Genomic DNA, 22,339 nt, shown 5'->3' with positions numbered 1-22,339 from the left:
GCAAATAGGTTTGAGCGCCTGATTGGGGATGTGAAAGGGGGCAGCGTCAGAAATGCCGTTCGCGCCCGGCAAACAGGTCGCGTAGATTGCCCCGATGGCGCCAGACGATGAGCAACGTCAATACGCTCATCGGCAGCAAAGCGTGGGGTTCCTGCCAGGCAAGCAGCGGAAGGGTGAGCGGCGTGGCAATCAGGGACGCCAACGAACTGGTGCGAGTGAGGTAGAACGTCAGCAGCCAGGCGCCTATGGCGAGCAGGGCGGCTGGCGGATACAAGGCCAGCAACATGCCGGCGGCCGTGGCCACGCCCTTGCCGCCACGAAAACGGAAGTACAGCGGGAACAGATGCCCCAGCACTGCGCACAGTCCGATCCAGGCCTGCAGGCGTGGGTCGAGGTCCAATCCTCTGGCGATCAGCACCGGGATCATGCCTTTGCAGACGTCGCCAATCAGGGTCAGTACCGCGAGTTTCTTGCCGGCCAGGCGCAGCATGTTGGTGGCGCCGGCGTTGCCCGAGCCGCTGGCGCGAGGGTCCGGGCGACCGGTTATGCGGCTGATCAGGATGGCAAAGGACAGCGAGCCGAGCAGGTAGGCGAGGACCGCCAGTAACCAAAACATGCTAACCATTCCGGGCGAGGTTGCCTTGATTCTAACGGCGCATCGCGCCCTTGTCGTGCAGCGGAGAAACAGGCTTGGACAGAGTTTTCATTGAGGGTCTGGAGGTCGATACCGTCATCGGCGCGTACGACTGGGAGCGTGGTATTCGCCAGTGCCTGCGTCTGGACCTGAGTTTTGCCTGGGACAATCGGCCTGCAGCCGCAGGCGACGACCTGACCAAGGCGCTCGATTACGCCAGTGTGTCCGCACGAATTCAGACGTTCGCCGAAGCCTCTCAATTCCAGCTGGTCGAGACCTTTGCCGAGCGACTCGCCGACGTGCTGATGAGCGAGTTCAACATTCCCTGGCTGCACCTCAAATTGACCAAGCCGGGAGCCGTGCCTGCGGCGAAGGGCGTTGGGGTGGAGATCGAGCGCGGATGTCGCTGACACGGATTTTTCTGGGACTGGGCAGCAACATCGAGCGGGAGCGCCATCTGTGCGCTGGCCTCGAGGCCCTTGCCGGCTTTCTGACCGACATGACCTGCTCGCCCGTGTTCGAAAGTCATCCGGTGGGGATCAAGAGCGGGCCGTTTTTCAATCTGGTGGTGTCGGCGCTGACCGACCTGCCGCTGACTGAGCTGGACCGCCGCCTCAAATTCATCGAAGCCGATAACGGGCGTTATGCCCCTGATCGAAAGGGGCTGCCGCTGGACATCGACGTCCTGCTGTATGGCGAACAGGTCGGAAACTTCGACGGCCTGATTCTGCCTCGGGCTGAAATCCTCAAAAACGCGTTCGTGCTGTGGCCGCTGTCACTGATCGCGCCGCAACGCCTGCATCCAGAGGCCGGCGTGTCATTTGCCCAGCTTTGGGCCGATGCGAACATCGATCAGAAACTCTGGCCGGTTGCCTTTGAATGGCGCGGCGAGCAACTCACCCCGGCCACCCTGCTGGCTACGATGTAGCAGCCAGCCAGCCCGACCGAACCGCAGCTAAGCCAAGGGTTTAAAGCTGATACGACGCCTTGTATACCTTCAGCGTATCCAGCCGCTCCCGCTTGAGCGCCTCGCCCAGTTGGTGGCCCTGAAAACCCTTCTCCAGCAGCGGTTGCACTGCCACTTGCCGCGCCGCTTCGGCAGCGCCGCGCAGATACTCGGCCTGCGGATACGTGCGCGACTCAAATCCCTTGCGGCCTCGGGCGTCCATTTCGCAGGCAGCGATGAACTCCTCGAAGCGCTGCGGGCGGCGATACACGTCAAAGCTCTGCAGCAGATCCAGCAATGTCGAAGGCTTCAGCTCCAGCGCGCGATGGCCATGGGTGTGATATTCGCCCACCAGCAGCGCCAGTTCCTGACAGTCCCTCGGCACCTTGAAACGCTGGTTCATTGCCTTGATCGCTTTGAGTCCCTTGTGCTCATGGGCGATATGTCGCGGCCAGTCCTCTTGCGGCGTGAGGCCCTTGCCCAAGTCGTGCAGCAAGCAAGCCCAGCGCACGCTTAGCGGCTGGCGGTGCAGGGCGGACTGATGCAGCACGCTGAGGACGTGCAGACCGGTATCGATTTCAGGGTGGTGCGCTTCCGGCTGAGGCACGCCAAACAGCGCGTCGACTTCTGGCATCAGCACGTTCAGGGCGCCGCATTCACGCAGGACTTCGATGAACACCTGCGGCTCTTTTTCCATCAGCGCGCGGGAGATTTCCTTCCAGCTGCGCTCCGGTGTCAGCGCTTCCAGTTCACCGGAACCGCTCAGTTGGCGCATCAGTTCGAGGGTCTCCGGGGCGATGGTGAAACCGTCGGGGGCATAGCGCGCGGCGAAGCGGGCCACGCGCAGGACGCGCAGTGGATCTTCGGCGAATGCGGGGGAAACGTGACGCAATACTCGGGCTTTGAGGTCCTGCTGCCCATGATAAGGATCCGTCAGCTGACCGTTCTTGTCTTCGGCAATGGCATTGATGGTCAGGTCGCGGCGGATCAGGTCTTGCTCCAGCGTGACGTCCGGGTGGGCGTGAAAAACAAAGCCGCCGTAGCCTTTGCCGGTCTTGCGTTCGGTGCGGGCCAGTGCGTACTCCTCACCGGTCAGCGGATGCAGGAAAACGGGAAAATCCGTTCCCACCGGCCGGTAGCCCTTGACCAGCATCTCCTCGGTCGACGCACCCACCACTACCCAGTCAATGTCAGTGACCGGTTTGCCAAGCAGGCGATCGCGTACCGCGCCGCCAACTTTATAAATCTGCATAAAAAAGCCTCCGTGAGGGCGACAGGATAAACCTTAAGTCGCGATCGCGGAGGCTGGAAACGCTCAAGGTTTATAAGTGGACGACCGCCAGGTCCAGCCGGGGATATTCACTGTCAGCGTGTTCGCTTCTCGGCGGCACATGGTGGACTTTCATCACCTGGTCGCCTTGCAGCGTTTCCAGATGGATATCAAAACCCCACAACCGATGCAGGTGTTTCAGCACCTCATCCGTCGAATCGCCCAAGGGTTTGCGGTCGTGCTGTTGATGACGAAGGGTCAGGGAGCGGTCGCCGCGCCGGTCAATGCTGTAGATCTGCACGTTGGGTTCGCGGTTGCCGAGGTTATATTGCGCGGCGAGAGTTTCACGAATCACCTTGTAGCCGGTTTCATCGTGGATGGCAGGCACGAGAAGATCGTCCTTTTGATCATCGTCCAGAATGCTGAACAACTTCAGGTCACGGATCACCTTGGGCGACAGGTACTGCAGGATGAAGCTCTCGTCCTTGAAGCTGCTCATCGCAAACTTCACCGCGGTCAGCCAGTCGGTGCCGGCCAGATCGGGAAACCAGTGGCGGTCTTCCTCGGTCGGGTGCTCGCACATCCGCCGGATGTCCTGATACATGGCAAAGCCCAGCGTGTAGGGATTGATGCCGCTATAGTAGGGACTGTCGAAGCCCGGCTGGTAGACGACACTGGTGTGGGAGGTCAGGAATTCGAGCATGAAACCGTCAGTCACCAGCCCCTCGTCGTACAGATCGTTCATCAGCGTGTAATGCCAGAACGTTGCCCAGCCCTCGTTCATCACTTGGGTCTGACGCTGTGGGTAGAAATACTGGGCAATCTTGCGCACGATGCGCACCACTTCACGCTGCCAGGGCTCCAGCAATGGGGCGTGCTTTTCGATGAAGTAAAGGATGTTTTCCTGGGGCTCGGCGGGGAAGCGCGAGAAGTCCTCTTTGTCGTTCTTGCTCGCACTTTTCGGAATCGTACGCCACAGATCGTTGATCTGCTTCTGCAGGTGCTCTTCCCGGTCCTTCATGCGGCGGCGTTCTTCCTCCGCCGAAATCGGATAGGGCCGCTTGTAGCGATCGACGCCGTAGTTCATCAGCGCGTGGCAGGAATCCAGCAGATCCTCGACCGCATCGATCCCGTGGCGCTCTTCGCACTGCATGATGTACTGCTTGGCGAAGACGAGGTAATCGATGATCGAACTGGCGTCGGTCCAGGTGCGGAACAGGTAATTGCCCTTGAAGAAGCTGTTATGCCCATAGCAGGCGTGGGCCACGACCAGCGCCTGCATGCAGATGGTGTTCTCTTCCATCAGATAGGCGATGCACGGGTCGGAGTTGATGACGATCTCGTAGGCCAGACCCATCTGGCCCCGCGAGTAGGATTTTTCCGTGCTGAGGAAGTGCTTGCCGTAGGACCAATGGTGATAACCCAAGGGCATGCCGACAGACGCATAGGCGTCCATCATCTGCTCGGCGGTGATCACCTCGATCTGGTTGGGGTAAGTGTCCAGCGCATAACGTTCGGCAATGCGGCTGATCTCCCGGTCGTAGGCCTGGATCAGTTCGAACGTCCACTCTGAACCCGTGGAGAGGGGTTGGCGCTTCTGCTCTCTAGCGGTCATGTCACTAACCTGCGCTGGAAGAGTTCACGGAACACCGGATAGATATCACCGGCAGAGACCAGCTGCTGCTGGGCGAACGTGTCGGCGAAGGCTTCGCCGATGCGCTCGTATTCGAACCACAGCGCCTGATGTTCGCGCGGGGTGATTTCGACGTAGGTGTAGTACTGCACGAACGGCATGATTTGTTTGATCAGGATATCGCGGCAAATGGGCGAGTCATCGTTCCAGTTGTCGCCGTCCGAGGCCTGGGCTGCGTAGATATTCCATTCGTTGGTGGGGTAGCGCTCGGCCATGATTTCCTGCATCAGCTTCAATGCGCTGGAAACGATGGTGCCGCCGGTTTCCCGTGAATAGAAAAACTCCTCTTCGTCGACTTCCCGCGCACTGGTGTGGTGGCGGATGAAGACGACTTCGATCTTGTCGTAGTTACGCTTGAGGAACAGATACAGCAGGATGAAAAAGCGCTTGGCGATGTCCTTGGTGGCCTGGGTCATCGACCCGGAAACGTCCATCAGACAGAACATCACGGCTTTGGAGCTGGGGTTCGGCTGTTTGACCAGCAGGTTGTATTTGAGGTCGAAGGTGTCCAGATACGGGACGCGACGAATGCGCGCCTGAAGTTTTGCGGCCTCGATTTCCAGCTCCTGGATGTCGCCGAAGTTGTCGGGCTCCTCGATCCTCAGGCGTTCCAGCTCAGCCTGCACTTGGCGCAGCTTGGCCCTGCTGCTGCCGGACAGCGCGATACGCCGTGCATGTGCCGAGCGCAATGTGCGGATGATGTTGATGCGTGACGGGTTGCCTTCGTTACTGATGCCCGCGCGAACGGTCTTGAACGTGTCAGTGCCGCTCAGGTTGCGCTTGACCAGATTGGGCAGCTCCAGATCCTCGAACATGAATTCGAGAAATTCTTCCTGAGTGATCTGGAACACGAACTCATCCATGCCTTCGCCGGAGTTGCCCGCCTTGCCAGGCCCTTTGCCACCGCCGCCACCTTGCGGGCGTGCAATGTGCTCACCGGTGGTGAACTCCTTGTTACCCGGATGAACAACCGTTTGCTTGCCGCCGCGACCATGGTGCAACACCGGCTCATCGATATCCCGACCCGGAATACTGATCTGTTCGCCATGCTCCATATCGGTAATGGAGCGCCGGCTAACGGCTTCTTCAACTGCCTTCTTGATGTGGTCACGATAACGGCGAAGAAAGCGCTGCCGATTCACCGTGCTCTTGTTCTTCCCATTGAGACGTCGGTCGATCACATAGCTCATAGGCCCCTCCGGGGAGCTTCAAGTTGTGAGCCGCAAGCTGCGAGTAGAGGCGGTTATCCGGATAGCAGATGACGCGCATTCTTCCTGCAGCCTGTGGCTTGACGCTTGCAGCTGCCTTACTGCGATTTCCGGACCCGTAGGTACCATTCGGAAAGAAGCCTTACCTGTTTATCGGTGTAGCCCCGCTCGACCATTCGTGTGACAAAGTCGTTGTGCTTCTGCTGGTCCTCTTTGCTGGCCTTGGCGTTGAAACTGATGACCGGCAGCAGGTCTTCGGTGTTCGAGAACATTTTCTTCTCGATTACCACCCGCAGCTTCTCGTAGCTCAGCCAGGTCGGGTTCTTGCCGTTGTTGTTGGCGCGGGCTCGCAGCACGAAGTTGACGATCTCGTTGCGGAAGTCTTTCGGGTTACTGATGCCAGCCGGTTTTTCGATCTTCTCCAGTTCCTCGTTCAACGCCACACGATTAAGGATCTCGCCGGTCTCCGGATCACGGTATTCCTGATCCTGAATCCAGAAGTCCGCGTACAGCACGTAGCGGTCAAAAATGTTTTGGCCGTACTCGCTGTAGGACTCGAGGTACGCAGTCTGGATTTCCTTGCCGATGAACTCGATGTAGCGCGGCGCCAGGTATTCCTTGATGAAGCGCAGATACCTCTCGCGGGTTTCGGCCTGGAACTGCTCCTGCTCAATCTGTTGCTCCAGCACGTACAGCAAATGGACCGGGTTGGCGGCGATCTCATGGGGGTCGAAGTTGAAAACCTTTGACAGGATCTTGAACGCGAACCGGGTCGAGAGACCGTTCATGCCTTCGTCGACACCGGCGCTGTCGCGGTATTCCTGAATCGACTTGGCTTTTGGGTCGGTGTCCTTGAGGTTCTCGCCGTCGTAGACCCTCATCTTGGAATAGATGTTGGAGTTGTCTGGCTCTTTAAGCCGCGACAGCACGGTGAACTGCGCGAGCATCTTCAGCGTGTCCGGCGCGCAGTGGGCTTTGGCCAGCGAGCTGTTGAACAGCAGCTTGTCGTAAATCTTGATCTCGTCACTGACCCGCAGGCAGTACGGCACCTTCACGATGTAAATCCGGTCGATGAAGGCTTCGTTGTTCTTGTTGTTGCGGAAGCTGTGCCATTCCGATTCGTTGGAGTGGGCCAGCAAAATACCGGTGAACGGAATCGCGCCCAGGCCTTCGGTACTGTTGTAGTTACCTTCCTGGGTGGCGGTCAGCAGTGGGTGAAGCACCTTGATCGGCGCCTTGAACATTTCCACGAATTCCATCAGGCCCTGGTTGGCCCGGCACAGCGCGCCCGAATAGCTGTAAGCGTCAGCGTCGTTCTGTGGGTATTCCTCGAGCTTGCGGATATCGACCTTACCCACCAGCGCCGAGATGTCCTGGTTGTTCTCGTCACCGGGCTCGGTTTTGGCGACGGCGATCTGGTTGAGAATGGAAGGGTAGAGTTTCACCACTTTGAACTGACTGATGTCGCCGCCGAATTCGGCCAGTCGTTTGGTCGCCCATGGCGACATGATGGTGTTCAGGTACCGGCGCGGGATGCCGTAGTCCTCTTCGAGGATCGTCCCGTCTTCGGTGGGTTTGAACAGGCCCAAAGGGGATTCGAAAACCGGGGACCCTTTGATGGCGTAGAACGGTACTTTTTCGACCAGCGTTTTGAGTTTTTCAGCCAGGGACGACTTGCCGCCGCCTACCGGGCCGAGCAGGTAAAGGATCTGCTTCTTCTCTTCCAGGCCTTGGGCGGCGTGGCGGAAGTACGAGACGATTTGCTCGATGCAGTCCTCCATGCCGTGGAAATCCTCGAACGCCGGATAGCGCCGGATGACCTTGTTGGAGAAGATTCTGGACAGCCTGGAGTTGGTCGACGTGTCGAACAACTCAGGCTCACCGATGGCCATCAGCAGACGTTCTGCGGCGGAAGCGTATGCGCTGCGATCGGTTTTGCAGAGCTCGAGATACTCCTGTAGCGAGAGCTCTTCCTGCCGTGTCGATTCAAAGCGTTGTTGGAAGTGGCTAAAAATACTCATGACGTCACCTCGCTCGATACGTGGAGCCGGCGGCGGATCGTCAGTTGATGCTGGATGGAAGCCGATCACTCGGCTGCCATTACCCCCCAAACACCATAAAAGTAGCTACCGATGACCCACGCGCCGGTGTACCGGCTCTCCCCTGATTCGGATGGCCTGAGGCTAAGAGTAGTTCGGATTCGGGCACAGAAAGAAGCAGTGGGGATGAAGAGGGCATACCCGTTCGTCAGATGAGGGCGCGAGCCCGCGTAGGACGCGGGATAGCGGCCAGCAAAAATATTTTTCGATCAGCCTTGCGTGGTTTCAGCAGGGAATTGGGTTTTCCACAACTCGAAACCGCCATCCATGCTGTAGACCTCGGAGAAGCCCTGACCTACAAGATAGGCCGCTGCGCTCTGACTGGAGTTGCCGTGATAGCAGAGGACGACCAACGGTTTGTCCAGATCGGCCTGACGGATGAAGTCGGCGATGGAATGGTTGTCGAGGTGATGGGAATCCGGAATGTGCTGGGACGCGTAGGTCTGCGCGTCACGTACGTCCACCAGCACGGCGCCTTGTTCGCGCAGGGCATGGACTTGTTCGGGTGAAATGCGTTTGAAGTCAGTCATGGCTCGGGCTCCTGGGCCGTCGGGTCCTCGAACGGTCGAGAACGTAGTTAGATCTTTACTGCTGCAGCGGAATTGGCTCGCTGAGGGGGGGGTAGCGCAGGGGCGGGCACCTTTGCGTTGCCGCGCTCGTCGCAGTCGCAACGGATCAGCGCGCGAGTGTCGACGTTGAGCAGCGTCATGGCGCCGCCCCAGACACAGCCCGTGTCCAGCGCATACACCCCGGGCTCGTCACATCGGCCTTCAAGTGCGGCCCAGTGACCAAAAATGATACCGACGCCCTTGGTCTTGCGCTCCTTGTGCTTGAACCACGGCGCGTAACCCGCCGGCGCACTGTCAAGGCCTTCCTTGCTCTTGAGGTCAAGCTTGCCATCGCTGGTGCAAAAACGCATGCGCGTGAAGTAGTTTGTGATCACCCGCAGCCGGGTGACGCCCTGCAGGTCTTTGTCCCACTTGGCAGGCTCGTTACCGTACATGCCGTCGAGAAAAGGCTCGAAGCGATTGTCATCGCGCAATACCTGTTCCACCTCTTCGGCGCAGCGCAGTGCTTTCTTCAGCGTCCATTGCGGCGGAATCCCTGCGTGCACCAGTGCGATGTCGCGTTCGGCGTCGTAATGCATCAGCTTCTGTTGGCGCAACCAGTCGAGCAGCACGACGGCGTCTGGCGCTTCCAGAATCTCCCGCAGCGTGTCGCCTTTCTTCAAGCGCTCGATATTGCGGCCGGCCGCCAGCAGGTGCAGGTCGTGATTGCCCAGTACGCAGACGATCGAGTCGCGCATGGCGTAGAGATAGCGCAGGGTTTCCAGTGACTGTGGACCTCGGTTGACGAGGTCGCCGACCAGCCAGAGCGTGTCTTTGCCGGGCTCGAATGCAACGCGTTCGAGCAGGCACTTCAGCGGTTCAAGGCAGCCTTGCAGGTCGCCGACTGCGTAGACCGCCATCAGTGAAGCGCCCCCGGGACGGCCAGACGGAACGGAGCGATGACAGCATCGAAGCGCTTGCCGTCTTCGGCGAGCATTTGATAAGTGCCCTGCATGTTGCCCACCTTGGTGGTCATCACGGTGCCGCTGGTGTAGGTGTGGCTTTGTCCCGGCTGGATCAGCGGTTGCTGTCCAACAACGCCGTCGCCGCGCACCTCTTCAACCTGACCGTCGCCGTCGGTAATCACCCAATGGCGTGACAGCAACTTGGCTGGCAACTCGCCGTTGTTCTGCACGGTGATGGTGTAGGCGAAGGCGAAGCGGTTTTGCTCAGGCTGAGACTGTTCGGCTAGGAATCGGGTCTCGACGCTGACGTCGACCTGGTAACGAGAATCAGACATGCAAGAGGCCTTAGAAGCGAAAGCGGAAATAGCCGGAAGTCGTCCGGTTGGAAATCAGTCTAGGACATGTCACGGATAAAGACCGATGAGGCTTTGACCGGACATGTCCCGAGAAAGTCAGGCGGCGACTGGCTTTTCGCTGAGCTTGTCGGCCAGTCGCACAAACGCCGCCAGATCCAGCTGCTCCGGACGCAGGCTGCCATCGACGCCGGCTTCGGTGATTTCTTCGCTGGTCAGCAGGGCTTTCAGCGTATTGCGCAGGGTCTTGCGGCGCTGGTTGAAGGCCTCGCGGACGACGCGCTCAAGCACGCGGTGATCCTTGGCCGGGTGCGGCAGGGTTTCATGGGGCACTAGACGAACGATGGCGGAATCCACTTTCGGCGGCGGATTGAACGCGCCCGGACCAACGTTGAACAGATGCTCAACGCGGCAGTGGTACTGAACCATGATCGACAGCCGTCCCCAATCACCGCCACCCGGACCTGCCGCCAGGCGCTCGACCACTTCTTTCTGCAGCATGAAGTGCATGTCGCGGATCAGGTAAGCGTTCTGCAGCAGATGAAAAATCAGCGGCGTGGAGATGTTGTACGGCAGGTTGCCAACGACACGGAGGCTGTTGGGTGCGGCGTTCAGGCTGGTGAAGTCAAACTTCAGTGCGTCACCCTGATGCAGACTGAAATTCGGCTTGCTGCCGAACTGATGCATGAGAATCGGCACGAGGTCTTTGTCGAGCTCGACGACGTCCAACTGTGCGCCGCTGTTCAGCAGACCCTCGGTCAGGGCACCTTGTCCCGGGCCGATTTCCAGCATGCGGTCCTCGGTCTTGGCCCGAATGGAGCGCAGGATCTTGTCGATCACACCGGCATCGTGCAGGAAGTTCTGGCCAAAACGCTTGCGCGCCTTGTGTTGAAATTGCTCGTTCATGAATGGGTCTCGGCCATCTGATAGGCGGTTTCCAGAGCGACCCTGAGGCTGCCGGTGTCAATCTTGCCGGTGCCCGCCAGATCCAGCGCCGTGCCGTGATCGACGGAGGTGCGAATGATCGGCAGGCCCAGCGTGATGTTGACGGCGGCGCCGAAGCCTTTGTACTTCAGCACGGGCAGGCCCTGGTCGTGGTACATCGCCAGCACTGCGTCGCAGTGCTCCAGATATTTGGGGGTGAAGAGCGTGTCGGCAGGCAGCGGGCCATGTAAATCCAGGCCCTCGCTGCGCAGACGCGCCAGGGTAGGTTCAATGATGTCGATTTCTTCGCGGCCCAGGTGACCGCTCTCGCCGGCATGGGGGTTCAGGCCACAGACCAGAATCCGCGGGCGGGCGATACCGAATTTTTTGACCAGATCCGCGTGCAGGATGCGCGTCACGCGCTCCAGCCGTTCAGCGGTGATCGCGTCGGCGACGTCACGCAGGGGCAGGTGAGTGGTCACCAGCGCCACCCGCAGATCACCGGTTGCCAGCATCATCACCACCTGTTCGGTGTGGGTCAGCTCCGCAAGAAATTCAGTGTGCCCGGAGAACGCGATGCCACTGTCGTTGATCACGCCCTTGTGCACCGGCGCTGTGATCATGCCGGCGAAGTGGCCGTCCAGGCAGCCCTGGCCGGCGCGGGTCAGGGTTTCGAGCACGAAGCCGCCGTTGGCTTTGTCGAGCTGGCCGGCAATGACCGGCGCCTGAACCGGCGTGTCCCAGACATACAGACTGCCAGCGGGGGCCGGGACGTCAGGCCAGGCGGCGGGTGTAACGGGGATCAAGCTGACAACCACACCCAGCCGGGCGGCCCGCTCGGTGAGCAGGTCGCAGCTGGTAATGGCAATCAGGGGATGGGGCTGGGACTGCGCGGCGAGCAGCAGGCAAAGGTCGGGACCGATGCCGGCCGGCTCGCCGGGTGTCAGGGCGAAACGCTGGGGTTTCACTTGGCCGCCTGATCAGCTCCGGGGAGCTTGATCTCGACGTAGGCTTCATCACGGATCTGACGCAGCCAGGTTTGCAGCTCTTCGTCGTACTTGCGGTTACGCAGTACAGTCATCGCCTGTTGCTCACGGGCCTGACTGGTGCTGTCAGTCGAGCGACGGCCGAGGACTTCCAGAACGTGCCAGCCGAATTGACTCTCGAACGGCTTGGACACGACACCCTGAGGTGTCTCGTTCATGACGTCGCGGAACTCCGGAACCAGCGAACGCGGGTCAACCCAGTTCATGTCGCCGCCGTTGAGTGCCGAACCCGGATCTTCGGAGAAGCTCTTCGCCAGTTCGCCGAAGTCTTCGCCATTCTGGATCCGGTCGTAGATCCGTTGCGCCAGCAGCTTGGTCTCGGCTGGGCTACGGATTTCGCTTGGCTTGATCAGGATGTGACGCACGTGAACCTCGTCGCGCATCTGGGTCTGAGTCTCGCCGCCGCGTTTTTCCAGCAGCTTGAGAATGATGAAGCCGCCCGGTGTACGCGCAGGAGGGGTGACCTCACCCGGACGCATCGACGACAGCATGTCACCAAACGGAGGCGGCAACTGAGCGGCTTTACGCCAGCCCATATCACCACCGTCCAGAGCACTTTCGCTGGCCGACGACGCGATTGCCATCTGCTCGAAGTTCGCACCCTGTTGCAGCTTGCCGTAGAGGTCCTTGGCTTTGGCTGCAGCGGCCTGAATTTGATCCGACGTCGCGCTGTCCGGCGTCGGGATCAAGATGTTGGCCAAGTGGAATTCTTCGGAGAACTGAGCCTTGCCCAGGTCGGAAGCGAGGAAGTTCTTCACTTCCTGCTCCGAGACCTGAATACGTTCGGCAACCCGGCGCTGACGCACACGGCTGATGATCATTTCCCGGCGGATCTGCTCACGTGCGCTGGTGTAGGACAGCCCGTCGTGGGTCAGTGCAGCCTTGAACTGGTCAACACTCATGTTGTTGCGTTGAGCGATGGTCGCAACCGCCTGATTCAGTTCTTCATCGCTGATGCGAATGCCGGAGCGTTCGCCGATCTGGATCTGCAGGTTTTCCAGGATCAGACGATCCAGGACCTGAGACTCCAGCGCGCTGGCAGGCGGAACACCCTGCCCGCGCTTGGCGATGGTTTGCTGAACCTCACGGGTGCGCTGGTCGAGCTGGCTTTGCATGACCACGTCGTTGTCGACGATGGCAACTACCTTGTCGATGGTGCGCACTTCAGCGTGCGCAACAGTACCGATAAGCAGCGCGCCCAGCATCAGCGGGCGCAGACAATCAGAAAGCTTGGTCTTCACGTTCACGATAACCTTGGATGCCTTTGTCGAGGAAGCTTTCAACTTTTTGGCCAACGACGCCGCCAAGTCCCTTCAACACGATTTGTAGGAAGACGCCGCGGTCGCCTTTTTCGTTCTGCGGTATCTCTTGGGTGGACTCGTCATAGTCGACCCAGTACCGGTTGATCAGACGCAGCTTCCAGCAGCAGTTGTCATATTCAAAACCACCAAAGGCTTCGAGGGTGCGGTCACGGTTGTAGTCGTACTGCCAGCGAGCGATGGCGCTCCACTGCGGAACCACAGGCCAGATGACCGAGAAGTCATGTTGCTGAATCTTGTAGTAGTCCTTGATGACGGTGCCATCCGGATAGGTGTAGTCACCCCCACCTACGCTCCAGCGACCTGTAGTCTGGTCGTAACGAACCTGGTCGTTGCGATAGCGGTAGCCGGCGTTGATGATTTTGCCCGGCTCGTCTTCAGGCTGGTAGTGAACCATTGCGCTGCCGGAGCGAGTGCTGCGGCTGTCCGGGTCCCAGTTGAAGTCCGACGTCGCCCGCCAGTCGCGGTTGAAGCGGTATTCGTATTCGAGTGCGTAAGGCGACACGTCGGACTGGGCGTCCTTGCGGTCTTCGTAGGCAATGCCTGGCAGTTGCACCTTACGGTCGGCGAAATACACCGCCTGACCAATGCTGACACGCTGACGCTCGAAACCGTTGTCTTCGATCCAGCGGTTGGTTACGCCCAGGGACAGCTTGTTCTCGTCACCGATACGGTCGGAGCCGACGAAGCGGTTGTCGCGGAACAGCGAGGCGTAGTTGAAAGTGGTTTCCGCACTGTCGAAGATCGGGATGTCGTTCTGATCTTTCTCAGGGACATAGAGATAGTACAGACGAGGTTCCAGTGTCTGACGGTAGTCTTTACCAAACCAGCTGGTTTTGCGATCAAAGTACAGGCCGCTGTCGACGTTGAAGATCGGGACGGCACGGTTTTCGGTGCTGTGATAAGACTCATCAGCCAACAGCGTGCGCTTGCCCTGAGCATCTAGGTCCAGATCGTACTGGGTGTAAACGTACTTCAACTTGGGCGTCACATAACCGTAGCTGGCAGTTAGGGGAAGGCTGATAGACGGCGCGAGGTTGAGGCGGTCGCCGTTGGCACGCGCCAGACCCGATACATTCTGGTCAAGACGTCGGGAAGCGATGCCGTCTTCATCGACGAAGTTTCCGGTTCTCAGGTCGCGATCAAACCGAACCAGCTCAGTGTCGTAGTCAAACTTCAAACCTGCTGGTTGGTACGGCAGCGTGCCGGTCAACGTCAGCTGAGGCAGACGTGCATACGGCGTGATCTGAGTAACCGTGGTCAGCTGATACTGCTGCGCATTGAGCGTTGCGGTGTAGTTGTCACCGCGGTAGTAGACAGCGCCCTGCTGGTTCAGGAAGTCGTGAGTACTTACGCCTTCCTGGCCGCTTTTCAGGTCTTTGAAGTAATAAGGATCACTGACCTTGGTGTAGTCGATCCTGCTGCTCAGACGCGAATCCAGGCCACTGCGATCCTGCCAGTTGACCAACCAGCGGGTATCTTTGTAGTCCGACTGCAGCTTGCGATCGTCGTCGTCATCGTTCAGGTAAGCCGCACCGAACTGACCTTCGCTGGTCTTGGTCAGGTAGCGGAACTCGCCTTCCAGCAGCAGACCGCGTTTGGCCATGTAAGTTGGGTACAGCGTGGCGTCGTAGTTCGGCGCCAGATTGAAATAGTACGGTGTGAGCAACGAGAAGCCGGTTTCTGTGCCGGTACCGATGGTCGGTGGCAGAAAGCCGGACTGGCGACGGTCGTCGATCGGGAAATAAATGTAAGGCGTGTAAAGGATCGGAATGTCATGAACGCGCAGTGTGGCGTTGGTGGCAGTACCGAAACCGGTGGCCGGGTTCAGGGTGATGTTGTTGCCCTTAACGGTCCACGCGTTGCTGTTCGGTTCGCACGTGGTGTACGTGCCGTCCTTCAAGCGGATGATCGCGTTCTCGGCACGACGAGCGTACAGGGCGTTACCGCGAACGTTGTTCTTGTGCAGCACGTACTCGGCGTTGTCGACTTTGGCTTCGCCGGTGTCGAGCTGGACTTCAGCGTGATCACCGACGATCAGGGCGCCGTTGTCGCGCAGACGGACATCGCCGTTCAGCTCGCCACGGTTCTCGGCCTGATGCAGGCTGGCTTCGTCAGCCTCGACCTGCATGCTGCCCTGACGCAGGACAACATCACCGGCCAGAGTCGCAACCTGTTCTTCCTGCTGATAACGGGAAGCCTTGGCGCCGATGAAAGTCGGTGCATCGCTCTTCGGCGTCTTGTCGTCCATGCCCGGACGGATCGGTTCGATGTAGGCGCCCGAGCAGTACGGACCGGTCTCGGCCAGTTGGGCTGCGGTCAGCTTCTCGCGCGGCACCCAGTCAAGGTGGCTGTAATCGGCGCTGCGCGATTTCAGGCCACGGCCCTTGGCCTCGGTGACCAGCATCGTTTTGGGCACGACTTCGCCATCGGAGGTGGTGGTCGTCTGAGCGCCATCTGCCGTGCTGCTGTTGGACGAAACACTGTTGGCGTCGTGCACGGGGCGCGGAGGCAACTGGGCTGCGTTGGTTTTCGGAGAGCAATCCCATGCACCTGTTGCAGACACCGAGCAGTCATACTGTTCAGCGGCAACCACGTACGGGACGGCCAGGGGTTGCATCGCCAGCAAACTGCCGGTTACGAGCAACGGAAATTTTTTACGAAACGCGGGGGATTTCAATGCCATCTTATTAGTCCGGGCTTCCTGCGCGCCATCTGCCCGCGGGGGGGCCGCACGCCTCTCGATGGGCTGAAAAAGATGTCGGATAATAAAGCATGACCCGCTTGACGGCTAGCGCCGTCGGAGACCCTTGCAATGCCAGATCAAGATGTACGCCTGCAACACCTGAAAGTTTGGCTCGATGAGCAGCTCCCGCGGTTATTTGAGGCCCAGGGCTGGGGCCCGATTCCCCCGGCCACGTTGACTGCCGCCAGTAGCGACGCCAGTTTCCGTCGCTACTTTCGCTGGGAGGGGGAGGGCCGAACTTTTATTGTCATGGACGCGCCGCCGCCCCAGGAAAACTGCAAACCCTTCGTGGATATCGCTCATTTATTGAGCGGGTCGGGCATTAATGTTCCGAAAATTTATGCCGAAGACCTGAATCAGGGCTTTCTTTTGTTGAACGACCTGGGTCGTCAGACCTACCTGGATGTCATCGACGAGCAAAACGCCGATCGGCTGTTCATGGACGCGATCGACGCACTGCTCGCCTACCAGCAACTGCCGATGAACGCGCCGTTGCCGAGTTACGACGTGGCACTGCTGCGCCGCGAGCTGGAGCTGTTTCCCGAGTGGTACGTGAAGCGTCATCTGGGCGTCGAGTTTGACCAGGCCCAGCAGGCCAGTTGGCAGGCAGTCAGCGATCTGCTGATCGAAAGCGCGCTGGCCCAGCCAAAGGTGCTGGTGCACCGTGACTACATGCCGCGCAACCTGATGCTCAGCGAACCGAACCCTGGCGTGCTGGATTTTCAGGACGCGGTGTACGGCCCGGTCACCTACGACATCACCTGCCTGTTCAAGGATGCTTTCCTGAGTTGGCCGGAGGAGCGCGTAGCGGCATGGCTCGAGCTGTACTGGAACAAGGCTGCGGCGGCGGGCATCCCGGTGCAGGGCGAATTCGATGAATTCCGGCGTGCCAGCGATCTGATGGGCGTGCAGCGGCATTTGAAGGTGATCGGTATTTTCGCCCGCATCTGCCACCGTGATGGCAAGCCACGCTACGTCGCCGATGTGCCGCGCTTCTTCTCTTATATAGAAGCAGTGTTGGCACGACGCCCGGAGCTGGTTGAACTGAGTAATCTGCTGACCAGCCTTGGCCATACAAAACCGACACAGGCAAAACCAGCATCTGTTGTGTAACGGAATGGACTGCAATTGAAGAGGGACTGCACGTGAAGATTGTCTTGATGAGGGCCGCATGAAAGCGATGATTCTGGCGGCGGGTAAAGGCGAGCGCCTGCGCCCGTTGACCCTGCACACGCCCAAACCGCTGGTGCGAGCCGGCGGTGTTCCACTGATTGAATATCACCTGCGCGCGATCAAATCGGCAGGTTTTGAAGACGTCGTGATCAACCACGCGTGGTTGGGCCAGCAGATCGAAAATCATGTGGGCGACGGTCACCAGTGGGGTCTGAATATCTCCTACTCCCCTGAGGGCGAACCGCTGGAGACGGGCGGCGGGATCTTTCGTGCGCTGCCGCTGCTGGGCGACGAGCCGTTTCTGGTGGTCAACGGAGACATCTGGGTCGATTTCGATTTCAGCGTGTTGATGAAGCCGCTCAAGGGGCTCGCCCATCTGGTGCTGGTGGACAACCCGCCGCATCACCCCGGCGGGGATTTTGCGCTGGTCGACGGGCAAGTTCACAACGATGCTGATCAGCCGCGCCTGACCTACAGCGGTATCGCGGTGCTGCATCCGCAACTTTTCGCGGGCTGCACCGAAGGCGCGTTCAAGCTGGCGCCTCTGTTGCGTGACGCCATGGCGAAAGGCCTAGTGACCGGCGAACGTTTTGCCGGCCGCTGGGTGGATGTCGGTACCCATGAGCGACTGGCCGAAGTCGAGCAGATCCTTGCGGTGAAGCCCTAGATGCTGTGGCCATTCACGGTGGTTGGCGGTGGCGTCGGGTATCTGATTGCCAGCATTCCCGGCGCCATGCTCGGCGCGCTTCTGGGGCAGGCGCTTGATCGGCGGCTGCATTTCCGGAGCTGGGCGGAGATGCGCGAGCGTGCCAATGGCCGCACCGTGCCGCGCGACGACGAGCTTATTTTCATTCTGCTGGGGCGTCTGGCGAAGAGCGATGGCCGTGTGGTCGACGGGCACATTCAGCAGGCGCGCGTGGAAATGCGCCGACTGGACCTCAGCGAGGCAGCGCAGCGGCGGGCCATTCAGGCGTTCAATCGGGGCAAGGACGGGCGCGACAATTTGCGCGTCCACCTGACGCGCCTGAAAACCCAGCCCCACGCCGCAGAAGGTTTGTTGCGCGCCTGTTGGCGCATGGCGTGGGCGGATGGCAGGGCGTCGCGCACCGAGCGCGAATTGATTGTGCAGTGGGGCAAATGGCTGGGCTGGCCGCCAGGCAAAGTCGAAGGCTTATCCTCCACCGAAGACGAGCAGCGTTCGCGGGGTGCTCCCGCCAGCAGTAGCGGCGAGTTTCAGGACGCGCTGCGTTTGCTGGGCGTGAAAGCGGATGCGGAACCAGCGCAGATCAAGCGCGCTTACCGTCGATTGCTCAGTCGCCATCACCCGGACAAGATCGCTGGCAGTGGCGCCAATCAGATACAGGTGCGTGATGCCACCGAGAAAACCCGCGAGCTGCACCACGCCTACGCGGTCATTCGCGATCGGCGCGGGTTTCGCTGAGGCTCTGGGTCTGGATGCTGCCCGCAGCATGGGCAGCGTCGAAGGCGGAAATGGTTACTTTGCGGCGTCACCCTCCAGCCAACCCCGAACCCGACGAAACAATTGATCTTGCTCCATCGCGGGATTGCCGGGAATGGCGCTCAACGCCACTTGGGTGAACCTGGCGTTCTTGTTTCGTTTGCTGGCATCCAGGCGGTCTTGTGCCTGCTGACGCGGCACCGAACGGTCCTTGTTGACGAAGTCGGCCGTCGGGACTTTCAGCGTGGGCAGCAGCGCCATCAGCGACGGCGTTTCCTTGCCGGTGTCTACGGCCGTGACCATGACCAGGCGTTGAACGGCTGGCGAGGGCCGCTCGCTCATGTAACGCGCCGCCCAATAAGCGCCGCTGCCGTGACCGAGGAGGACGATGCTCCGGGCTTTGTTCTGCTGGGCGAAGGTCACGGCGCTGTCGATCCGGGTAAAGATTTTCTCGGCGCTGGCCTTGGCCATCTCGGCTTGGGCAGCTGCCTGTTCGGCGGCCGCTGCGGCCTCCGCTTCAGCAGTGGCTGCAGGATCCGGTGCCTTGACCGGCGCGTCCTTGGGTTTATCACCCGTAGAGGCCGCAGCCGGAGCATCCGCCGCGCGCGCGAATACGCCGTCATTGTGAGCGTCCGGCATGCTCAGACTGAGGCTGGACCACCCGACGTCCGGCAACTTGCGGCGCAGCGGTGCCACCGCAGTCGGCCAGTCTGCTGACTCATCGGCCCCCGGCACGATGATCACCGCGCCTTTGGGCTCGTCGACATTCGCCGGTTTCCACAACGCCAGAAACGTCTCGTCGCCCGCCTGCAACTGCTGTTGCTCGGCTTGTGGCACCTGACGCTCCAGCGCCAGGGTGTCTTCTTCAGTGCGCGACGGCAACGCCGCTCGCTCGACTGGCGCTTCAGCAGGCTTGGCGTCTTTGTCCGGCGCCGGGTCCGCGGCCATGACGAGCGGCGAGCAAGGTAGTATCAGCGTCAGGCACAGCGCAGGAAATAGTGCGCGAAGGGTGTAGGACATCGAATATTCCAAAGGCCGGAAACAATTCCGGCAGACTAATGGGTTGCTGGCTGTTTGTCAGGCCAGGCAATCGCCGCGTCTCAAGCAAGCGACAGACACAGAGCATGATCGGCATGGGATTCAGGGAAATGGAGACGACAGTTTGAGAATCCGTGCGCTGTGCCTTCGGGTTATCGGCGATACCCGCGCGCTCTTGATCGGCCTGATGCTGATCGCGTTGCCGATGTCGCACTATGCCGCCGCCTCGCCCACCCAGGCCGACCCCTTGACCAGCGAGCAAAGGGACTGGCTGACCCAGCGCGGGCAGTTGCGCGTCGGGCTCGTCCTTCAAACGCCTTACGCCCAGCTCGATCGTCGTGCGCAGCAGTTGTCCGGCGCGAACGTCGACCTCATCAATCTCATGGTAAAGACCCTTCAGGTGGAGCTGCTGTGGCGCAGTTATGCCGATCAGGGCGAGCTCGAAAAAGCCTTGGCCGACGGCCAGATCGACTTCGCGCCGGGCCTGACCCAGACGCCCGCCGGCTTGCGCCTGTGGCTGTATTCCGATCCGTACATGCGCGTTCCGCAACTGATCGTTGGCGAACGTGACGGCGCCGGCGCGGTGGATCTGGAAAAGCTCGACGGCCAGGTGCGCGTCGCTGTGCGCATGCCCAGCGTTACTGCTGACTACCTGCGCAGCAATTACACCCACCTCAATCTGCAAGGCGTGCCGCTGGAGCGTCAGGCGTTGCAGCTCTTGCTCAGTCAGCAGGCGCGATACGCCGTGATCGATGAGGCGCAACTCAGCCGTCTGTCCCGCGAAGCCGAGTTTGCCGGGCTCGCCGTGGTTGGCGACATTGGTTTCCCGCAGCTGCTGCGCGTGGCCTCCCGACGTGACACGCCGCAGCTCGCCGAGATTATCAGCCAGGCATTGAGCGCCATTCCGGCCCGGGATCTCGAACAACTGCATACGCAGTGGCTCCAGCCCAAATACCCGCAGATCAGTGAATCGCCGGGGCTGTGGAAGAACATCGCGCTGCTGCTGTTGGTCCTGCTCCTCGCCAGCGCGGCGATTGTTTACTGGCAGCGCAAACAACAGCAGCAATTGGAGAAACAATTACTCGCCGCCCGGGATGACATCGCCAGGCGTCTGGCAGGGGAGGAGGCATTGCGGCTGGCGCAGTTCTCCATCGATCAGAGCACCGTCGGCATTCTCTGGGTCAATTGGGACAGCCACGTGCGCTACGCCAATCAGGCCGCCGAAACCATGCTGGGTTATGCGCCGGGTGGAGTGGTGGACCGGCCGCTGATTGATTTCGAGCCGGGGCTGAACATGGATCGCTGGCTCAATCTGTGGAAAACCGCGCGCTCCAGCGAGGAAGGGCCGCAGAACTACGAAAGCAATTGCGTGCGCGCCGATGGCAGCATCCTGCCTGCCGATGTATCGCTGAGCTTTCTGCGTTTTCGCGACGCCGAGTACCTGGTGGTGTTCATCACCGACGTGACCGAACGACGCCGGTCCCTCGCCGCGTTGCAGGAGAGCGAGGCGCGCTTGCAGGTGCTGGCCGAGCAGTTGCGCGAGCTGTCGGCGCACCTGGAAACCGTGCGCGAAGAAGAAAAGGCCCGAATCGCCCGGGAAGTCCACGACGAGCTGGGTCAGATGCTGACCGTGCTCAAGCTGGAAACGTCCATGTGTGAACTGGCCTACGCCGATCTTGACCCTGGCTTGCGTGATCGGTTGAACAGCATGAAGCGCCTGATTGCGCAGTTGTTCCAGTTGGTGCGGGACGTGGCGACCGCGCTGCGGCCACCGATTCTTGATGCAGGCATTGCGTCAGCCATTGAATGGCAGGCCCGGCGCTTCGAGGCACGCACCCAGATTCCGTGCCTGGTGCAGGTGCCGGACAACTTGCCCAGCCTGCCGGACGCAACGGCCATCGGGCTGTTCCGCATTCTTCAGGAGTCGCTGACCAACGTCATGCGCCATGCCGAGGCGCACACGGTCGAGCTGAGCCTGACGCTGAGCGTTGGCGTGCTGTGCATGCGCATCGCCGACGACGGCAAGGGCTTCGATCAGCGCGCAGAACGTCCGGCGTCGTTCGGACTGGTGGGCATGCGCGAGCGGGTCCTGATCATGGGCGGGCAATTGCATCTGGACACCTTGCCCGGAGAAGGCACAACCTTGCGCATCCACATTCCGCTGGAACCGGTCGCTGAGGAGCACGTGCATTGATTCGCGTATTGGTTGCCGAAGACCACACGATTGTCCGCGAGGGCATCAAACAGCTGATCGGCCTGGCGAAAGATCTGCAAGTGGTCGGGGAGGCCAGCAATGGCGAGCAGTTGCTGGAGGCTTTGCGCCACATCCCGTGCGAGGTCGTGCTGCTGGATATTTCCATGCCGGGCGTCAATGGCCTGGAGGCGATCCCGAGAATTCGCGCGCTGAACAATCCGCCCGCGATTCTGGTGCTGTCGATGCACGATGAAGCGCAAATGGCCGCGCGGGCCTTGAAGGTCGGCGCCGCCGGCTACGCGACCAAGGACAGCGACCCTGCGTTGCTGCTGACGGCGATCCGGCGGGTGGCTGCGGGCGGGCGTTATATCGACCCGGACCTGGCCGATCGCATGGTGTTTGAGGTCGGTCTGACGGACAGCCGGCCGTTGCACTCATTGTTGTCCGAGCGCGAGTTCTCGGTGTTCGAGCGCCTGGCCCAGGGCGCGAACGTCAACGACATCGCCCAGCAACTGGCGCTGAGCAGCAAGACCATCAGCACCCACAAGGCGCGCCTGATGCAGAAGCTGAAAATCAATTCGCTGGCCGAGCTGGTGAAGTATGCGATGGAGCACAAGTTGGTTTGATTGCGTGTCTAAAAACGACTTCCTGTGGTACTTCGTAAAACGCAATCGCGAGCAAGCTCACTCCTACAGGTTATTGCGATCCCCTGTAGGAGTGAGCT

The 22,339-nt window shown here is 60.2% G+C and carries 18 protein-coding genes and 3 pseudogenes; 8 read left to right on the top strand and 13 right to left on the bottom strand.

Annotation, left to right across the window (positions count from 1 at the left end; genetic code table 11):
* Positions 1–46 precede the first annotated feature (46 nt).
* Positions 47–616, bottom strand: coding sequence for a glycerol-3-phosphate 1-O-acyltransferase PlsY (plsY, locus tag QMX88_RS08535; RefSeq protein WP_074886952.1), 570 nt, complete (start codon positions 614–616; stop codon positions 47–49).
* A gap of 74 nt (positions 617–690) precedes the next feature.
* Here plsY and folB point away from each other — a divergent pair, with 74 nt between their 5' ends.
* Together folB and folK are read left to right on the top strand one after the other, a co-directional pair.
* Entirely contained in the window at positions 691–1,044 is a 354-nt protein-coding gene (gene folB, locus QMX88_RS08530) for a dihydroneopterin aldolase (RefSeq protein ID WP_282368217.1), read from the top strand.
* Positions 1,035–1,562, top strand: coding sequence for a 2-amino-4-hydroxy-6-hydroxymethyldihydropteridine diphosphokinase (folK, locus tag QMX88_RS08525; protein WP_282368215.1), 528 nt, complete (start codon positions 1,035–1,037; stop codon positions 1,560–1,562). The genes folB and folK overlap by 10 nt, the downstream gene beginning before the upstream one ends.
* A 40-nt stretch (positions 1,563–1,602) precedes the next feature.
* Here the strand turns inward: folK and QMX88_RS08520 are convergent, their stop codons facing one another.
* The 11 genes and pseudogenes from QMX88_RS08520 to QMX88_RS08470 form a co-directional block, all read right to left on the bottom strand.
* Entirely contained in the window at positions 1,603–2,832 is a 1,230-nt protein-coding gene (locus QMX88_RS08520; RefSeq protein WP_282368213.1) for a multifunctional CCA addition/repair protein, read from the bottom strand.
* Positions 2,833–2,902: 70 nt separating this feature from the next.
* Positions 2,903–4,465 carry a SpoVR family protein gene (locus QMX88_RS08515; protein WP_133775468.1) on the bottom strand — a complete coding sequence of 521 codons (1,563 nt, stop codon included), beginning with the start codon at positions 4,463–4,465 and terminating at the stop codon, positions 2,903–2,905.
* Positions 4,462–5,733: a YeaH/YhbH family protein gene (locus QMX88_RS08510; protein WP_074886967.1), complete on the bottom strand. Its 1,272-nt coding sequence runs from the start codon at positions 5,731–5,733 to the stop codon at positions 4,462–4,464. Before QMX88_RS08510 ends, QMX88_RS08515 begins: the two co-directional genes overlap by 4 nt.
* A 116-nt stretch (positions 5,734–5,849) precedes the next feature.
* On the bottom strand, positions 5,850–7,772 hold the full coding sequence (locus QMX88_RS08505; protein WP_192173109.1) for a PrkA family serine protein kinase: 1,923 nt from the start codon (positions 7,770–7,772) through the stop codon (positions 5,850–5,852).
* A gap of 287 nt (positions 7,773–8,059) precedes the next feature.
* A complete protein-coding gene (glpE, locus tag QMX88_RS08500) occupies positions 8,060–8,380 on the bottom strand; it encodes a thiosulfate sulfurtransferase GlpE (protein WP_192173108.1) in 321 nt (106 codons plus the stop codon).
* Positions 8,381–8,467: 87 nt separating this feature from the next.
* Positions 8,468–9,318, bottom strand: a pseudogene (locus tag QMX88_RS08495) (symmetrical bis(5'-nucleosyl)-tetraphosphatase); the annotation flags it as partial.
* Positions 9,318–9,698 carry a Co2+/Mg2+ efflux protein ApaG gene (gene apaG / locus QMX88_RS08490; RefSeq protein WP_192173106.1) on the bottom strand — a complete coding sequence of 127 codons (381 nt, stop codon included), beginning with the start codon at positions 9,696–9,698 and terminating at the stop codon, positions 9,318–9,320. The pseudogene QMX88_RS08495 and the gene apaG, both read right to left, overlap by 1 nt.
* A 117-nt stretch (positions 9,699–9,815) precedes the next feature.
* Positions 9,816–10,622, bottom strand: coding sequence for a 16S rRNA (adenine(1518)-N(6)/adenine(1519)-N(6))-dimethyltransferase RsmA (gene rsmA / locus QMX88_RS08485; RefSeq protein ID WP_192173105.1), 807 nt, complete (start codon positions 10,620–10,622; stop codon positions 9,816–9,818).
* Entirely contained in the window at positions 10,619–11,608 is a 990-nt protein-coding gene (pdxA, locus tag QMX88_RS08480) for a 4-hydroxythreonine-4-phosphate dehydrogenase PdxA (protein ID WP_282368204.1), read from the bottom strand. Before pdxA ends, rsmA begins: the two co-directional genes overlap by 4 nt.
* Positions 11,605–12,927, bottom strand: coding sequence for a peptidylprolyl isomerase (locus QMX88_RS08475; protein ID WP_282368202.1), 1,323 nt, complete (start codon positions 12,925–12,927; stop codon positions 11,605–11,607). Before QMX88_RS08475 ends, pdxA begins: the two co-directional genes overlap by 4 nt.
* Positions 12,908–15,691, bottom strand: coding sequence for an LPS-assembly protein LptD (locus QMX88_RS08470; RefSeq protein WP_282368201.1), 2,784 nt, complete (start codon positions 15,689–15,691; stop codon positions 12,908–12,910). Before QMX88_RS08470 ends, QMX88_RS08475 begins: the two co-directional genes overlap by 20 nt.
* 129 nt (positions 15,692–15,820) lie before the next feature.
* Between QMX88_RS08470 and QMX88_RS08465 the strand changes: the two genes are divergently transcribed.
* The 4 genes and pseudogenes from QMX88_RS08465 to QMX88_RS29605 form a co-directional block, all read left to right on the top strand.
* Positions 15,821–16,864, top strand: a complete 1,044-nt coding sequence (locus tag QMX88_RS08465) for an aminoglycoside phosphotransferase family protein (RefSeq protein ID WP_282368200.1) — start codon at positions 15,821–15,823, stop codon at positions 16,862–16,864.
* Between the two features lie 58 nt (positions 16,865–16,922).
* Positions 16,923–17,591 carry an N-acetylmuramate alpha-1-phosphate uridylyltransferase MurU gene (murU, locus tag QMX88_RS08460; protein WP_192173100.1) on the top strand — a complete coding sequence of 223 codons (669 nt, stop codon included), beginning with the start codon at positions 16,923–16,925 and terminating at the stop codon, positions 17,589–17,591.
* Positions 17,592–18,084, top strand: a pseudogene (locus QMX88_RS29610) (TerB family tellurite resistance protein); the annotation flags it as partial.
* Positions 18,085–18,158: 74 nt separating this feature from the next.
* A pseudogene (locus tag QMX88_RS29605) lies at positions 18,159–18,365 on the top strand (DnaJ domain-containing protein); the annotation flags it as partial.
* Positions 18,366–18,419: 54 nt separating this feature from the next.
* Here QMX88_RS29605 and QMX88_RS08450 read toward each other — a convergent pair.
* Positions 18,420–19,403, bottom strand: a complete 984-nt coding sequence (locus QMX88_RS08450; protein WP_282368194.1) for an alpha/beta hydrolase family protein — start codon at positions 19,401–19,403, stop codon at positions 18,420–18,422.
* 223 nt (positions 19,404–19,626) lie between these two features.
* Between QMX88_RS08450 and QMX88_RS08445 the strand changes: the two genes are divergently transcribed.
* Both QMX88_RS08445 and QMX88_RS08440 read left to right on the top strand, forming a co-directional pair.
* A complete protein-coding gene (locus QMX88_RS08445; protein WP_442969441.1) occupies positions 19,627–21,615 on the top strand; it encodes a PAS domain-containing sensor histidine kinase in 1,989 nt (662 codons plus the stop codon).
* Positions 21,612–22,241, top strand: a complete 630-nt coding sequence (locus tag QMX88_RS08440; protein WP_122536572.1) for a response regulator — start codon at positions 21,612–21,614, stop codon at positions 22,239–22,241. The genes QMX88_RS08445 and QMX88_RS08440 overlap by 4 nt, the downstream gene beginning before the upstream one ends.
* The last annotated feature ends 98 nt before the right edge of the window (positions 22,242–22,339 follow it).

The organism is Pseudomonas sp. PS02290 (assembly GCF_029960075.1).
Taxonomy (GTDB): domain Bacteria; phylum Pseudomonadota; class Gammaproteobacteria; order Pseudomonadales; family Pseudomonadaceae; genus Aquipseudomonas.
This window is presented reverse-complemented; position numbering and strand designations above follow the sequence as displayed.

Excerpts from the sequence above, each read along its gene's own strand:
- plsY (WP_074886952.1), bottom strand. The coding sequence starts at position 616 with ATGTTTTGGTTACTGGCGGTCCTCGCCTACCTGCTCGGCTCGCTGTCC.
- folK (WP_282368215.1), top strand. The coding sequence starts at position 1,035 with ATGTCGCTGACACGGATTTTTCTGGGACTGGGCAGCAACATCGAGCGG.
- QMX88_RS08520 (WP_282368213.1), bottom strand. The coding sequence starts at position 2,832 with ATGCAGATTTATAAAGTTGGCGGCGCGGTACGCGATCGCCTGCTTGGC.
- QMX88_RS08515 (WP_133775468.1), bottom strand. The coding sequence starts at position 4,465 with ATGACCGCTAGAGAGCAGAAGCGCCAACCCCTCTCCACGGGTTCAGAG.
- QMX88_RS08510 (WP_074886967.1), bottom strand. The coding sequence starts at position 5,733 with ATGAGCTATGTGATCGACCGACGTCTCAATGGGAAGAACAAGAGCACG.
- QMX88_RS08505 (WP_192173109.1), bottom strand. The coding sequence starts at position 7,772 with ATGAGTATTTTTAGCCACTTCCAACAACGCTTTGAATCGACACGGCAG.
- glpE (WP_192173108.1), bottom strand. The coding sequence starts at position 8,380 with ATGACTGACTTCAAACGCATTTCACCCGAACAAGTCCATGCCCTGCGC.
- apaG (WP_192173106.1), bottom strand. The coding sequence starts at position 9,698 with ATGTCTGATTCTCGTTACCAGGTCGACGTCAGCGTCGAGACCCGATTC.
- rsmA (WP_192173105.1), bottom strand. The coding sequence starts at position 10,622 with ATGAACGAGCAATTTCAACACAAGGCGCGCAAGCGTTTTGGCCAGAAC.
- QMX88_RS08470 (WP_282368201.1), bottom strand. The coding sequence starts at position 15,691 with ATGGCATTGAAATCCCCCGCGTTTCGTAAAAAATTTCCGTTGCTCGTA.
- QMX88_RS08465 (WP_282368200.1), top strand. The coding sequence starts at position 15,821 with ATGCCAGATCAAGATGTACGCCTGCAACACCTGAAAGTTTGGCTCGAT.
- murU (WP_192173100.1), top strand. The coding sequence starts at position 16,923 with ATGAAAGCGATGATTCTGGCGGCGGGTAAAGGCGAGCGCCTGCGCCCG.
- QMX88_RS08450 (WP_282368194.1), bottom strand. The coding sequence starts at position 19,403 with ATGTCCTACACCCTTCGCGCACTATTTCCTGCGCTGTGCCTGACGCTG.
- QMX88_RS08445 (WP_442969441.1), top strand. The coding sequence starts at position 19,627 with ATGTCGCACTATGCCGCCGCCTCGCCCACCCAGGCCGACCCCTTGACC.